This window comes from Glaciimonas sp. PCH181 (assembly GCF_003056055.1).
Lineage (GTDB): Bacteria > Pseudomonadota > Gammaproteobacteria > Burkholderiales > Burkholderiaceae_D > Glaciimonas.
Genome location: NZ_PYFP01000003.1, coordinates 34,597 through 49,113, shown reverse-complemented (window position 1 = coordinate 49,113; position 14,517 = coordinate 34,597). Strand labels below are relative to the sequence as shown.

General features: G+C 52.4%; 11 protein-coding genes. 7 read left to right on the top strand and 4 right to left on the bottom strand.

All coding sequences use genetic code 11. The features are described 5' to 3' along the window. Positions 1-2: 2 nt before the first annotated feature. Positions 3-1,061, top strand: coding sequence for an alkene reductase (locus C7W93_RS20925; protein WP_108442288.1), 1,059 nt, complete (start codon positions 3-5; stop codon positions 1,059-1,061). Positions 1,062-1,207: 146 nt separating this feature from the next. On the opposite strand, the gene C7W93_RS20920 is transcribed toward C7W93_RS20925, so the two are convergent. Further along, positions 1,208-2,725, bottom strand: a complete 1,518-nt coding sequence (locus C7W93_RS20920) for an NAD(P)H-hydrate dehydratase (protein WP_108442287.1) — start codon at positions 2,723-2,725, stop codon at positions 1,208-1,210. Between the two features lie 109 nt (positions 2,726-2,834). Further along, a complete protein-coding gene (locus C7W93_RS20915; protein ID WP_225869986.1) occupies positions 2,835-4,127 on the bottom strand; it encodes a D-amino acid dehydrogenase in 1,293 nt (430 codons plus the stop codon). A 305-nt stretch (positions 4,128-4,432) separates the two neighbouring features. Between C7W93_RS20915 and C7W93_RS20910 the strand changes: the two genes are divergently transcribed. Then, positions 4,433-5,683 (top strand): AI-2E family transporter, encoded by a 1,251-nt coding sequence (locus tag C7W93_RS20910; RefSeq protein ID WP_108442661.1) that lies wholly within the window; start codon positions 4,433-4,435, stop codon positions 5,681-5,683. 59 nt (positions 5,684-5,742) lie between these two features. After that, on the top strand, positions 5,743-6,300 hold the full coding sequence (locus C7W93_RS20905; protein ID WP_108442286.1) for an NADPH-dependent FMN reductase: 558 nt from the start codon (positions 5,743-5,745) through the stop codon (positions 6,298-6,300). Between the two features lie 136 nt (positions 6,301-6,436). Here C7W93_RS20905 and C7W93_RS20900 read toward each other — a convergent pair whose 3' ends face one another. Beyond that, positions 6,437-7,348 carry a LysR family transcriptional regulator gene (locus C7W93_RS20900; protein ID WP_108442285.1) on the bottom strand — a complete coding sequence of 304 codons (912 nt, stop codon included), beginning with the start codon at positions 7,346-7,348 and terminating at the stop codon, positions 6,437-6,439. Between the two features lie 189 nt (positions 7,349-7,537). On the opposite strand from C7W93_RS20900, the gene C7W93_RS20895 reads away from it, so the two are divergent. After that, positions 7,538-8,560, top strand: a complete 1,023-nt coding sequence (locus C7W93_RS20895) for a zinc-binding alcohol dehydrogenase family protein (protein WP_108442284.1) — start codon at positions 7,538-7,540, stop codon at positions 8,558-8,560. A gap of 82 nt (positions 8,561-8,642) precedes the next feature. Here C7W93_RS20895 and C7W93_RS24515 read toward each other — a convergent pair whose 3' ends face one another. Further along, the gene (locus C7W93_RS24515; protein WP_146177592.1) at positions 8,643-8,909 is read right to left on the bottom strand and encodes a hypothetical protein; all 267 of its coding nucleotides are present in this window, start codon (positions 8,907-8,909) and stop codon (positions 8,643-8,645) included. A 342-nt stretch (positions 8,910-9,251) separates the two neighbouring features. Here C7W93_RS24515 and purL point away from each other — a divergent pair, with 342 nt between their 5' ends. The 3 genes from purL (at position 9,252) to C7W93_RS20880 (ending at position 14,502) form a co-directional block, all read left to right on the top strand. Next, positions 9,252-13,256 carry a phosphoribosylformylglycinamidine synthase gene (purL, locus tag C7W93_RS20890; RefSeq protein ID WP_108442660.1) on the top strand — a complete coding sequence of 1,335 codons (4,005 nt, stop codon included), beginning with the start codon at positions 9,252-9,254 and terminating at the stop codon, positions 13,254-13,256. Positions 13,257-13,400: 144 nt separating this feature from the next. Continuing rightward, on the top strand, positions 13,401-13,646 hold the full coding sequence (locus C7W93_RS20885; RefSeq protein WP_108442659.1) for a hypothetical protein: 246 nt from the start codon (positions 13,401-13,403) through the stop codon (positions 13,644-13,646). A gap of 103 nt (positions 13,647-13,749) precedes the next feature. Continuing rightward, the gene (locus C7W93_RS20880; protein ID WP_108442283.1) at positions 13,750-14,502 is read left to right on the top strand and encodes a S4 domain-containing protein; all 753 of its coding nucleotides are present in this window, start codon (positions 13,750-13,752) and stop codon (positions 14,500-14,502) included. Positions 14,503-14,517: the final 15 nt, after the last annotated feature.

Here is a 14,517-nt window from a genome sequence, read left to right as displayed (position 1 = left end):
TCATGACTACACTATTTAATCCTATTAAAGTTGGCGATCTGGAACTGCCTAATCGCATCATCATGTCGCCATTGACACGCTCCCGCGCTATCGGCAATGGTCGCGTACCGAACGATCTGATGACGAAATATTATGTTCAGCGCGTTTCCGCTGGTTTGATCATCTCCGAGGCAACGGCCGTTACGCCACAGGGCGTCGGTTACGCCGACACGCCTGGCATCTGGTCCGATGAACAAGTCGCTGGCTGGAAGAAAGTTACGACTGCGGTGCACGCTGCCGGTGGTCGTATCTTTTTGCAACTGTGGCACGTCGGCCGCATCTCAGACCCCAGTTTTCTGAATGGCGAATTGCCGGTCGCGCCAAGTGCCATCGCAGCACAAGGACACGTCAGCCTGATACGTCCGCAACGCGCATACGTTACACCACGTGCGTTGGATCTGGCGGAGATTCCAGGCATTGTTGCGGCTTACCGCAAAGGTGCTGAGAATGCCAAAGTCGCTGGTTTTGACGGTGTAGAAGTGCACGGGGCGAATGGTTATCTGTTGGATCAATTCCTGCAAACCAGCACCAATCAACGCACTGATATCTACGGCGGATCGCTGGAAAATCGTGCGCGCCTGCTGCTGGAAGTAACCGATGTCTGTATCGAGGTATGGGGAGCGGGTCGGGTTGGGATGCATTTGGCACCGGCATGCGATGCGCATTCGATGGGCGATGCTAACCCGTTGGAAACGTTCAGCTATATTGCCCGCGAACTTGGCAAGCGTGGCATTGCGTTTATCTGCGCCCGTGAAGGTCAGACGTCAACGCGTATCGGCCCACAATTGAAAGAAGCATTCGGTGGCGTCTACATTGCTAACCAGCAATTAACAAAAGCGGCGTCAGAAGAGTTGTTGACCAAAGGCGAAGCGGACGCCGTTGCGTTTGGTCAGTTGTTCATCGCTAATCCAGATTTGCCGCGCCGATTGAAGCTGGATGCGCCGTTGAATACACCGAAGCCAGAAACTTTTTATGCGCCAACGCCAGAAGGCTATATCGATTACCCTGCGTTGGCCGCTTAAGGTCTGAAGCTAAACCTTTTAGCTAAGTTTTCCGCAGTCGCTTGACTGTTTTCTCCTGTCGTGAACAGATAATCTTAATCTGTTCACGATTTTTTTTGCCCACATGACAATAGCGATTCGCATTATTCGTTAGTTACCGGCCTTAGTCACTTTTTAGTCAGCTCGTTCAGCAAACTTCGTACCGCTGGAATTAATTCTCCTGCCGTCATGCCGATGGGGCCAAAGCCCTGTGACACCAACATATCCGCAGCGCATCCATGCAGCCAGACTGCGCCCAGCGCCGCATGCCAATCGGACCAACCCTGCGCTAATAACGCACCGCAAATGCCGGACAATACGTCGCCACTGCCGCCAGTCGCGAGGGCGGGATTGCCAGTCGGATTGACCACGGCGTAACCATCCGGACGCGCAATGATGCTGCCTGCACCTTTTAAGACGATGACCGCATTAAAGCGTTGCGCCAAGCTGCGGGCGGCCGCCAGGCGGTCGGATTGAATTTCTGTGGTGCTGATGCCCAGCAGACGTGCTGCTTCCAGCGGGTGCGGCGTCATCACGGTCAGTCGTTTGGGATAAACCGATAGGCTGCGTTGGGCGACTAGTTGTTGCAACCCCGGTTCGACAGCAATCAGATTCAATGCGTCGGCATCGAGCAGCAAATGGCTCTGCGCTTGTAGCGCTTTTACCAAGATTGCATGGGCTGGCGGCGAAGTACCTAAGCCGGTACCGACGACCAGTGTTGCTGTCGCCAGATCGATATCATCTGCGTGGCGACACATTAATTCTGGCTGCGCGCTGTCATAACTGGGGGCCGCGTCAAGAAAGCCGATAAAGACTTTGCCTGCGCCGGATTTAGCCGCAGCGCGCCCGGCAAGAATCGCCGCGCCTGCCATCCCTCCTGCGCCGCCGATGACCGCCACGCTGCCAAAGCTGCCTTTATGTGAATTTCGCGCTCTTGGTTGCAAGTTGCTGCTAAACAATTCGGGTGCGTTGAGTGCGGATTGCGATGGCAATAATTGACGACTTGCGATATCTAACCCTGCGACGGTGACTTTGCCAGCATATTCGGGGCCGTCGCCGCTATGTAAACCGATTTTGTCGCCGATGAAAGTGACGGTGGCGTCCGCAATGATGCTAATGCCGTCAGGGCCGACCACCATGCCGGTCTCGGCATCCAAACCGGTGGGTATATCCAACGCCAGCAGCGGGGAAGTGAAGGTGTTGACGGTTGCGACCAGACTGCGCAAAGCGCCATCCAGCGGACGCTTCAGGCCGATTCCTAACAAGCCATCAATGACCAGCGACCATTTGATGCCATCAATAGTAGTGAATTGTTCAGGTGGCATAAAGTGCACACCGGCTCTGGCAGCGCGACTGAGGGCGTTTGCGGCGTCAGGCGGCTGGCTGGTCATGTCGACTGGCAACAGCGCGACAACTTCCGCACCCGATTCGGTCAGTATCGCAGCCGCTTCCAGAGCGTCGCCACCATTATTACCGGGGCCGACTAACACTAAAATACGTGCCTTATGCGCACTGCCGGGCAGCAGACTTATGGCAGCCTCAGCTGCGGCTTTACCCGCGCGTTGCATCAGCGTGTACGGCGGCAGTTGCGATAAAGCCGCCTGTTCCATTCTGCGAATTTCTGCGCTTGAGTAGAGTGCGGTCATGATGGTTTCCTGGGATATGCCTTGATGGGCCGTGAGAAAGTGACGAAACGGGGGTTTCTGTTATTTCCGCTAATGTCGGCAAAGCACCGTCAACATTACCCTAAACCTATCAACGTCGATAGCGTGCCAGCGTCAGGCCATCGATATCAATCTCAGGCGACCGTCCTGAAATTTGATCGGCGACGATTTTGGCTGCACCCAATGCCATGCTCCAGCCGCTGCCGCCATGACCAATGTTGATGTAAACATTACTGCTGGCGGTCGCACCGACTAAGGGGACTTCATCGGCCAGCATCGGGATATGGCCAGTCCACATTTGGGCATTATGATAATTGGCCGCATCCGGATACCAGTCTTGCGTCACTTTTAATAAGGTGCGCAAGGCCTTGTCGTCTATCGTCGTATCGGTCGCGCCCAGTTCGGCAACCCCGGCAATCCGGATTCTTTCACCGAAGCGCGCCATGGTGACTTTGTACGCATTGTCTTGCAGTGCCAGTTTAGGTGCGACGTCATGGTTTTTGACAGCGGCCGTGGCGGTGTAGGTTTTTACTGCCTGCAACGGCACTTTCACGCCGAGATTTTTGAGCAAACGGGCGCTGCCTGTTCCGGCCGCAACGACCACAGCATCCGCATGCAATATATCGCCGCCAATTTTCAGAGCAACGCGGCCATCTTGCGGCTCAACGGCATCTACCCGCAGATCGAAGTGAAATTGTACGCCGCTGGCTTGTGCCAAAGATTTCAATTGTTTTGTGAACAGAGTGCAATTGCCGGATGCCAATTCTGGAAAATACAAACCGCCAGCAACGCTGCGGGCAGTCGCCAAAGCCGGTTCCAATGCTTGCGCCGCAGCACCATCCAACAGGCTGTAAGCGACATTGCGCTCGCTCAACATGGCCTGTAATGGCGCTGTAGCGGCGAGTTCTTTTTCTGACCGAAACAGCTGCAACAGGCCATGGCTTTGTTCGTATTCAAGCTGGCATTGTTGTTGCAGTTGCAGCAATATGTGTTGGCTATAGGACGCCAGTCGCTGCATCCGTTCGCAGTGCAATTGATAGCGTTGCAATTCCGGGGTAGAAGTCCAGCGTAACAACCAACGCCACAACGACGGACTCAGGCGGGCATTCAGGATCGTCCCGGCTTCCTGACTGAACAGTCCGGATAAAATGCGTTTGCGCATGCCATTGATCGCCCACGGCGTAGTCGACGCGGCTGCCAGCATCCCCGAGTTTCCCAAAGTCGCTACCTCTGCGACGTTACGACGCTGCTCGATCAGGGCCACCTGATGACCGGCTTCGGCTAGAAAATAGGCCGTGGACATGCCAATCACACCACCACCAATGACAACAATTTGTCTTTGTGCCGGTTTCAGTAATTCTTGATCTATCACTATTTCGCTCAATTAAATCGGATTGCTTTCAACAACGATCAACCACAATAACGCCCAATCTGGCACGCAACGCAGCCCGCTCACATCGCCAGGGGAGGCGAGCAGAATCATACCTTGAATTGGCAAGGCTCTTGCCATGCCGCGTCAAGATTCGATGAGATTAATCGTGAGGTCGCGCCAAACAAAATGCGATAGGGTGGAGAAAAACGTTAAACATCTTGGGTCGAGGAAGCATAATATGATCTTCCCGGCATATTTTGGAAGCCGGATGACTATACCAACTCGGTAACAGAGTGACGTTTTAAATGGGCAACACCATGCGTACAAAAAATAGTCAGCCAGACGGCACCACTACGTATGGTGCTGTCGATTTATCGTCGCCGCAGGACAGCGAATCGCCATTGGAAAAGGCCGCTAGCACAGAGGCTAATCCTGACAGTCTGGAGAGCGCCGAAAATCCTCTTTTAGCAGCTCCGTCAGTCCCGGGACGTCCCGCTTTTCCTAATCGGATCCATGTAGATGCGCGTGGTGCAGGCGTGGCGATTATCGCCACTGTCGCATTTATTTTTGCCTTGCAATGGGCGCAAAAATTTTTAGTCCCGGTGGTGTTCGGTATTTTTATCGCCTATACGCTCAATCCCGTCGTGGTCTGGCTTCAGCGACTGAAATTGCCACGGGTTGTTGCCAGCAGTATTGTGCTGTTAGCAATTCTGGCTGGGGGTGCGTTGGTGACCAATGCACTACGCGGAGAGTTTCAGTCGATTATGGAGCAGTTGCCGGTGGCCTCGCATAAATTGTCCAAAGGTCTGGCGAAGTTGCGTGATGGTCAGCCGACAACGATTCAACAAATGCAGGCAGCGGCCAATGAAATTGCAAAAGCCACAGGAGGACAACCGGCAGCACGTGAGGCAACTCCTGCTTCCAGACTCAGTGATTGGTTGCTGGCCGGATCGCTCGGGGCGATAGGGTTTCTGGGGCAGGCGCTGGTGGTGTTGTTTTTAGTGTTTTTCTTATTACAATCCGGCGATACCTTTAAGCGCAAACTGGTGAAGTTGACGGGGCCGTCGTTAAGTCGAAAAAAAGTGACCGTACATATTCTGGATCAAATCAATACTTCGATTCAAAATTACATGTTTATGTTGCTGGTGACAAATATTCTGCTGGCGCTGCTAATGTGGGTGGCGTTTCGTCTAATCGGATTGGAAAACGCCGGGGCCTGGGCGGTAGCGGGCGGGGTTTTGCATATCATTCCGTATTTCGGTTCGCTATTCATCGCGGTGGCAACCAGTCTTGCCGCGTTCATGCAGTTCGGGACCTTTTCAATGATGTTGTTGTTGGCGGGAATTTCGCTCGGCATTGCAGCGATAGTCGGGACCTTCGTGACCACGTGGATGACCGGGAAGATTGCCAAAATGAATCCATCGGCTGTATTTGTCGCGTTGCTATTTTGGGGCTGGCTATGGGGCATCGCCGGCCTATTGGTGGGGATTCCGATTGTGGTTATTATTAAGGTAATTGCCGAGCATGTCGAAGGTATGTCGCCGATTGCTGAACTGTTGGGCGAGTAATAAGGTGGGATTTTTGAATATTTCTAGTTGCCATTATTTACGATAAAGGAAACGTTAACATGACCAGTCCAGCAATCAGAATTCTAGGTATCTCCGGTAGTTTGCGAAGTGGGTCTTTCAATACTTCAGCGTTACGCGCCGCAATTGAATTGGCACCCGAAGGCGTCACTATCATTGAGGCCGATATCTCTGAGATACCCTTGTATAACGAAGACCTCAAAGCAAAAGGTTGGCCGCCATCGGTCGAACTTTTCCGCCAGCAAATCCGGGAGGCGGACGCGATTCTTTTCGTCACGCCCGAATATAACTATTCGGTCCCCGGCGTGTTGAAAAATGCCATCGACTGGGCCTCGCGTCCGCCGGAACAACCATTTGCAGGCAAACCGGCAGCGATTATGGGGGCCAGCCCCGGCGTGATCGGTACTGCACGTGCGCAATATCATCTACGTCAGATCGCTGTATTTCTCGATCTGAAGGTCTTGAATAAACCGGAAGTCATGATTGGCGGCGCAGCGGATCGCTTCGACAGCGCTGGTAAATTGACGCATGAACCAACCCGCGACTTTGTCAAATCAATGTTGGTGGCGTTGCAGGACTGGACGTTAAAACTGAAATAAGCGATAGCTGCGTTGTAGTAAGCAAGAATATTTGCTCTGTATAAAAAATGCGTCATCACCAACTAATGGTGTGACGCATTTTGCTTTCTAAGCCTTCGTGACGCTGTTTTTTTGATGCTGTCTTTTTGACGCTGTCTCAGGCATTCCGCTCGCTGGGAACGCCCAAAGCATAAAATTTTTCGCGTAGAAATAACAGTAATGCACGTACTACCGGTGAGGCGCTGCTGCGGTCCGGGTAGACCATATTCAGTGGCGTTTCTTCGCCGACGTACTGATCCATCAAGGTTACCAATCTGCCGTCAGCCAGATCTTGCCTGACGTCCAGCCACGATTTATAGGCGATTCCGAGCCCGCTGATTGCCCACTCCCGGGCGATAGCAGCGTCGTCCGTCATGCGATCACCGCGGACCTTGATAACAATCGGATTTTTGCCAGAATGAAAGCGCCAGTTATTAAACAGGCCGCGTTCTAAATAAAACAGCAAGCAGTTATGGTCGGCCAAGTCTTTGGGAGTAATCGGCGTGCCATGTTGCGCGAGGTAGGCGGGGGAGGCGACAACGACGCGCCGACTAGCGGCCAGTGGCTGGGAAATCAAAGAGGAGTCCTCCAGTTTTCCATAACGAAACGCCACATCCACCGGGGCGCTAAACAGATCGATGATCCGATCTGAAAATTGCAGCCCGAGTGTCACTTGTGGATAGGCTTTTTGAAACGCATTCAACCACGGCAGCAAGACATTTCTTCCTACATCGGACGGCATTGAGAGCCGCAAATGCCCTTTGGCGACGCCATCGCTGCGCAATAGCGCCTCGCCTTGTGTCAATAACGTCAGCGCCTGACGGCTATAGTCTAAAAATAGCGTGCCCTCTGGTGTTAACCGCAGACTGCGTGTGGAGCGGACGAATAAGCGCGTATTTAGATGCAATTCAAGACGTTTCAGGCTGGCGCTGGCGGTCGCAGGGACCAAATCGAGTTGGCGCGCCGCTTTGGAGAGGCTGCCCAAGTCGGCGGTGAGCACAAAAAGCTGGATGTCGTTGGTGGAGTACATTTACAAAAATTTTTTGAAAGTAAATCAAATAATAGGCTATTTATAAAATAATGCAAACGCGCATACTGAGGTCATGACATTGAAGATCGATATCGCAGCCCGTCATTGCTAAGCGATGCATTGATGTTGCGGATCGCGGCAAGGTCGCTGCCATGCATTTTTTACACGTACCCCTATTTAGGAAAGCTCATGAAAGCTATCGCATTAACCCAGTATTTGCCCATTGATCATCCAGAATCCCTCATGGACGTGGTACTCCCTAAGCCAACGCCGGATGGTCGTGATTTATTAGTTGAAATCAAGGCAATCGCCGTCAATCCTGTCGACACCAAAGTACGCGCACCGAAAGACAAAATTGAGCCAGCGCCGCGCGTGTTGGGTTGGGACGCAGCGGGCGTTGTGACGGCAGTTGGGCCGGACGTTACGCGTTTTAAGGTCGGTGACAAAGTATTTTATGCCGGCGACATTACGCGTCCCGGGACGAACAGTGAATATCAATTGGTGGACGAACGTATCGTCGGCAGCATGCCAGCGTCGCTCGCGTTTGAGCAGGCCGCAGCGCTGCCGTTGACTGCCATCACCGCATGGGAAGCGTTGTTTGATCGGCTGCACGTGCCATCAAAGCCAGCCGCCGATAAGCCTACGCAAACGATCCTGATCATTGGCGGCGCAGGCGGGGTCGGTTCGATTGCGATTCAATTAGCTGCTAAAGTTGCGGGTTTGACAGTGATTGCTACCGCATCGCGTCCAGAGTCCGAAAAATGGGTGCGTGAACTTGGCGCGCAGCATGTGGTGAATCATTTCGGCGATATTCCAGCGCAATTGAAGGATCTGGGGATTGCTAATGTTGATTATGTCTTGATCCTGAATGATACCGATCAACATTTTCCGACAGCAGCAGCGGTCGTCGCACCACAAGGCACTATTTGCAGCATCGTTGAAAATGCAGCGCCGTTGCAGATTGATTTATTAAAAGCAAAAAGCGCCGGTTTCGTCTGGGAATTCATGTTTACGCGCTCTATGTTTCAAACGCCAGACATGGCGGAGCAGGGCAGTTTGCTGGATAGTGTCGCACGTTTGATTGATAGTAAAGTCCTTGTCACCACGATGGGGCAGGTCTTATCCCCGATTAATGCTGCAAATCTGCGACTGGCGCATGCAACGCTTGAGGCTGGTCATGTCATTGGCAAAATTGTACTAAAAGATTTTTAAGTTTGAGCGATGATGCTTTGTGTATATGTTGTGCAATTCGCTTTGCATGACACATTAAAAATGGCGCATTTAAGCGCCATTTTTAATGTGGTTGTTTAAACTGCAATGGTTTTAACGCTGGGGCGGTCCTATGTGTCTCATAATAAATAAACTTAATCGATGGCAAAAGTTGTAACGCTTCGATAGACACGATGATGTTGTTATCCGACTTTATTGTTTCGATGGCGGCAGCGGCAGCTTCTGGCGGACTTTTAACGATAGGCGAATGCGCTTGCGATTGGAGGGGGATTCTTTTTGATGATTCTCGACGGTGTTCATTGCTTGTTGCGGCTTTTACGTTGGATGGCATAGCGACATTTCGGTCGTATTATGTGCATCCGCCAAGCCGGTAGCGACTGTCGAGGTATTGCCGGGTAACGCGGTATCGTGTGATCTGTGGGTTACGGGAATATAGGGGATTGATTGGGGAAGTGTTCATGGAGGTTATCCTTGTCGAAAGAGGGGGAGCGCGTTTTTCTTGCGGGACTCTACAAATGTCGCAATACAACCTCTTTCATTAAATGTCCGCAGGCGTTAGCGCACACTCCCGGTGGCGTGGCGCACACGATTTACCGGGCGGGTGCTGACGCTGTATAATGCGGCTTCTGATTTAACCCGCAGCTTCTGGCTGCACCACCCCCTCCATATCGCCATGTTGATTTTGCCGGGTTCTAATGCCCTTCCTGCTTTTCGCTCCCAACGTCTGTTATCTCAACTGCATGCAATTGACAGTAATATCACCGGCGTTACCGGTCGTTACGATCATTTTGTTGATGCATCCACCGCATTGGGTCAGGATGATCTAGATCGCTTGCGTGCTTTGCTGACGTATGGCGACCCATTTGAAGGCGTGGACGGCGGCGAAGAATTTATCGTCATTCCACGTTTTGGCACGATTTCTCCTTGGGCCAGCAAGGCCACCGACATCGCTCGAAATTGCGGAATGGCGCACATCAAGCGTATTGAGCGCGGAATTGCCTATCAGGTCCATCTGAAATCCGGTCTGCTCGGTGGCGTTAAAAAACTCAGCGAAGCCAGTATTCAGGCTATTTCAGCACTGCTGCACGACCGCATGACCGAGTCCGTATTGCGCAGCGCCGAAGCGGCTAGCGATCTGTTCCGTGAGTTGGAAGCTGCGCCGCTGGCCTCGATTGATCTGTTGGCAGGCGGTAAAGCTGCGCTGGAAAATGCGAATACAGAACTCGGATTAGCGCTATCCGACGACGAAATCGATTATCTGATGGCAGCTTTTACCCGTGCCGAGCGTAATCCGACCGATGTCGAACTAATGATGTTTGCGCAGGCCAACAGCGAACATTGCCGTCACAAGATTTTCAATGCGGATTGGACCATCGATGGTCAAACGCAAGACAAATCCTTGTTTGCAATGATCAAAAATACCCATGAATTGCATCCGCAAGGCACCGTTGTTGCCTATAGCGATAATTCATCGATCATCGAAGGCGCGACCGTTTCGCGTTTTTATGCCCGTGGCGCAGCCGAAGGTAATGTTTATGCGGCTTCGGATGAGTTGACGCACATTTTGATGAAGGTCGAAACCCATAACCATCCAACCGCCATTTCGCCGTTCCCCGGCGCATCGACGGGTGCCGGTGGTGAAATTCGTGATGAAGGCGCAACTGGCCGTGGTGCTAAGCCAAAAGCGGGGCTGACCGGCTTTACAGTCTCCAATCTGCTGCTGCCAGATGCGCATCAGGCTTGGGAAAACACAGGCGATGTCACGCTTGCCGCCGCAGAAAGTACCGCTATTTACGGCAAGCCAGACCGCATTGCTTCGCCGTTGCAAATCATGATTGATGGTCCTTTAGGCGGTGCAGCGTTTAACAACGAATTCGGCCGTCCTATATTAGGCGGCTATTTCCGTACTTACGAACAAAACGTCGCTGGCAACGTGCACGGCTATCACAAGCCGATCATGATTGCTGGCGGTATCGGCAGTATCTCTGATAAACACACTTTCAAAAACGCCTTGCCAGTCGGCAGCTTGCTGATTCAATTGGGTGGTCCCGGCATGCGTATCGGGATGGGCGGCAGCGCGGCGTCATCGATGGCGACCGGCACTAATACGGCGGATCTGGACTTTGATTCGGTTCAGCGTGGTAATCCAGAAATGGAGCGCCGGGCGCAAGAAGTGATCAACGCTTGCTGGTCGTTGGGCGACAACAACCCGATTTTGTCGATTCATGATGTGGGCGCAGGCGGTTTGTCGAATGCCTTCCCTGAAATCACCAACGACGCCAAGCGCGGCGCGATTTTCGATTTGCGTAAAGTGCCGTTGGAAGAGAGCGGCATGGCACCGAAAGAAATCTGGAGTAACGAATCGCAAGAACGCTACGTTATGGCGATTGCCCCAGAAAGTCTGCCGCTGTTTGAGTACTTCTGCCAGCGTGAGCGTTGCTTGTTTGCCGTAGTCGGCACTGCAACGGAAGAGCGCCAATTGAAGGTGATTGATCCTCAGCACAATAATAATCCTGTCGATATGCCGATGGATGTGTTGCTGGGCAAGCCGCCAAAAATGCACCGCGAAGTACAGCGTATCGCAGCCAATTTACCCGCAGTCGATCTGACTGGCATGGATCTGTTAGAAGTATCGCAGCGCGTATTGAAGTTGCCGACAGTCGCTGATAAATCGTTTCTGATTACTATTGGCGATCGTACCGTTGGCGCGACTTCCGTGCGCGATCAAATGGTTGGTCCATGGCAAATCCCGGTCGCAGATTGTGCCGTGACGACGATGAGTTTTGAAGGTTATCTGGGCGAAGCGATGTCTATGGGCGAGCGTACGCCGCTGGCTGTCATTAATGCTGCTGCATCCGGTCGGATGGCCGTTGGTGAAGCGCTGACCAATATCGCCGCCGCACCGATCGCATCACTGTCCGATATCAAATTGTCAGCCAACTGGATGGCGGCTTGCGGTCAGCCCGGTCAGGATGCCGCATTGTTTGATACCGTCAAAGCAGTTGGGATGGAGCTATGCCCTGCGCTGGGTATCAGCATTCCGGTGGGCAAGGATTCGTTGTCTATGCGCACGACGTGGAAAGATGATGCAGAAAGCAAGGCAGTTACGTCGCCGGTATCGCTGATTGTTTCCGCCTTCGCGCCAGTGACCGATGTACGTCGCACGCTGACACCGCAATTGCGCACCGATGCAGGTGATACTGCGCTGATTTTGATTGATCTCGGACGTGGCAAAAGCCGTATGGGCGCATCCGCGTTGACGCAAGTCATGCAGCAGATCGGTAACGAAACGCCGGATGTCGATAGCGCAGAAGACCTGAAAGGCTTCTTCAACGCGATTCAGCAACTCAATACCGAAGACAAATTATTGGCTTACCACGACCGTTCGGATGGTGGCCTGTTCACGACTTTGTGTGAAATGGCGTTTGCCGGTCACGTGGGTTTCTCGGTCAATCTAGACATTCTGACGATGGAAAGCGAACACGCCGCAGATTGGGGCGATTCGAAAAACTGGGCCGGTCAAATATCGGAACGTCGTAATGAAATGACATTGCGCGCCTTGTTTAACGAAGAGTTGGGCGCAGTCATTCAGGTTCGGGCCGCGCAAAAGTCGGAAGTCATGAACGTCTTGCGTACCTATAACCTAGGCGCGTGCAGCCATATCATTGGCAAACCCGATGCCCGTGACGTGATTGAATTTACGCGCGATGCCAAAGCCATTTACAACCAGTCGCGGATTTCGCTGCAACGGTTGTGGAGCGAAACCAGCTGGCGTATCGCCCGTCTGCGTGACAATCCAGCCAGCGCCGATGCCGAATACGACCGTATTCTGGATACGCTTGATCCCGGTATTACACCAAAAATTACGTTCGATTTGCAGCAAGACATTGGTGCGCCTTTCATCAATGTCGGAGCGCGTCCTCGCGTGGCGATTTTGCGTGAACAAGGCGTCAATTCGCATGTTGAAACCGCCTATGTGATGCATAAATCCGGTTTCACTGCCGTCGATGTGCATATGAGCGATTTGATTGCCGGACGTGCGCAACTGGATGATTTCAAAGCCTTTATCGCGGTGGGCGGTTTTTCTTACGGCGATGTGCTGGGTGCGGGCGAAGGCTGGGCCAAGACAATTTTGTTTAACGCCGCATTGGCTGAACAGTTCTCGACATTCTTCAATCGCAACGATACGTTTGCATTGGGAATTTGTAACGGCTGCCAGATGATTGCCAATTTAAAGGGCATCATTCCCGGCGCGCAAGCCTGGCCTAAGTTCACGCGCAATAAATCGGAAAAATTCGAAGGCCGCTTCTCGATGGTGCAAATTGAAGAATCGCCATCGATTTTCTTGCAAGGCATGGCCGGCACACAAACGCCGATTGCTGTTGCGCATGGTGAAGGTTTTGCAGACTTCTCGCAAACCGGCGACATCAATCAAGCATTGGTCGGGATGCGCTTTGTCGATAACAAAGGGCAGGTCAGCGAAGCTTATCCGTACAACCCGAACGGTTCGCCGCAAGGAATTACGGCGGTCACCACCGCAGACGGTCGATTCAACGCCATCATGCCGCACGCTGAGCGAGTATTCCGCAGCGTGCAGCAATCATGGCATCCTGAAGGTTGGGGTGAAGATTCGCCATGGATGCGCATGTTCCGCAATGCGCGGACGTGGGTCGGCTAAGCCAGACTAAACGCGGTGTGGGTGTCGTTGGCAATGCATGCCATCAAATACCTGCTATAAATATGCATACAGTAGGGCGGAAGGCAGCTTGCTTTTCCGCCCTATTTAGTTCCACACGAAATACATTGGAGTAACGCCATGACGATGACCTATGAAGAATATCTGGACGAAGTTACCACGCTGTTGACTGAAAAATATGACCTGACGGATGCCGCAGCGATCAAGCACGTTATGCGTGCCCAGGCAGCGGATTTCTTTACGCTGCACGATGATCATCCTGAACTGCGCACGCAAGAAAATGCCGTACTGGATGCCAAGAAAATTTTCGAAGAAAAAAATAAATCTCGGCCGGAAGCATTTCATGGCCGTGCTAAGACGCCTAACAAGTAAGCCGATAGTTAGTTAGCAATTTTAGTAATTTACGTAAGCCATCAGTGAGTTCATACGCACTTCAGCGCCGCCGTTCGCGCCTCTCCATTTTTATATCGTTGCCATGACAGAATCCGTTCGCCTTGCCAAATATCTCGCTGAGCTAGTCCCTTGCTCCCGCACGGAGGCCGAGCAATACATCCAGGGCGGTTGGGTCACGGTGGATGAGGTTGTCGTCGAGGAAGCCGGTTTTCGCGTTTCTCCGCAACAGCGTGTTGCGTTACTGCCGGATGCTGTTTTGCAACCGGTAGAGCCAGTCACTATTTTGCTGCATTTGCCTACCGGAATTGAATTGGCAGCCGATGCTTCGGATGCAGCGACTGCGCTGAATGCGTCTGTCATTGCCAAGTTGCTAAGCCCGGATAATCTATCGCCAGATGATCGATCCGGCTTGCGTTTTCTGAAGCATCATCTGGTCGGTTTGAATCTTGTGAATCCGCTTGAACCGAAGGCCAGCGGTCTGGTAGTGCTGACGCAAGATTGGAAAATCACCCGAAAATTGGTGGATGATGCCGCTAAAATCGAACAGGAATACATCGTTGAAGTTCGCGGCGACATTATTCCTGATGGTTTGCAGCTACTGAATCACGGTTTGAAATTCAGTGGCAAGCCGTTGCCGCCGGTTAAGATTAGTTGGCAAAATGAAACCCGCTTACGTTTTCCTTTGAAAGCACCACCACGCGGCTTGATCGCTCATATGTGCGAAAAAGTTGGGTTGGAAGTGGTTGGAATGAAACGCATCCGTCTGGGGCGCGTGCCGATGGCAGGTTTGCCGGTGGGGCAGTGGCGCTATTTATTGGGCTACGAACGGTTTTGATGAAGCGTTTTCAGG

Coding starts and splice junctions, on each gene's coding strand:
- C7W93_RS20900 (WP_108442285.1), bottom strand. CDS start 7,348: ATGTACTCCACCAACGACATCCAGCTTTTTGTGCTCACCGCCGACTTG.
- C7W93_RS20925 (WP_108442288.1), top strand. CDS start 3: ATGACTACACTATTTAATCCTATTAAAGTTGGCGATCTGGAACTGCCT.
- C7W93_RS20885 (WP_108442659.1), top strand. CDS start 13,401: ATGACCTATGAAGAATATCTGGACGAAGTTACCACGCTGTTGACTGAA.
- C7W93_RS20880 (WP_108442283.1), top strand. CDS start 13,750: ATGACAGAATCCGTTCGCCTTGCCAAATATCTCGCTGAGCTAGTCCCT.
- C7W93_RS20910 (WP_108442661.1), top strand. CDS start 4,433: ATGCGTACAAAAAATAGTCAGCCAGACGGCACCACTACGTATGGTGCT.
- C7W93_RS20905 (WP_108442286.1), top strand. CDS start 5,743: ATGACCAGTCCAGCAATCAGAATTCTAGGTATCTCCGGTAGTTTGCGA.
- C7W93_RS20895 (WP_108442284.1), top strand. CDS start 7,538: ATGAAAGCTATCGCATTAACCCAGTATTTGCCCATTGATCATCCAGAA.
- C7W93_RS24515 (WP_146177592.1), bottom strand. CDS start 8,909: ATGCCATCCAACGTAAAAGCCGCAACAAGCAATGAACACCGTCGAGAA.
- purL (WP_108442660.1), top strand. CDS start 9,252: ATGTTGATTTTGCCGGGTTCTAATGCCCTTCCTGCTTTTCGCTCCCAA.
- C7W93_RS20920 (WP_108442287.1), bottom strand. CDS start 2,725: ATGACCGCACTCTACTCAAGCGCAGAAATTCGCAGAATGGAACAGGCG.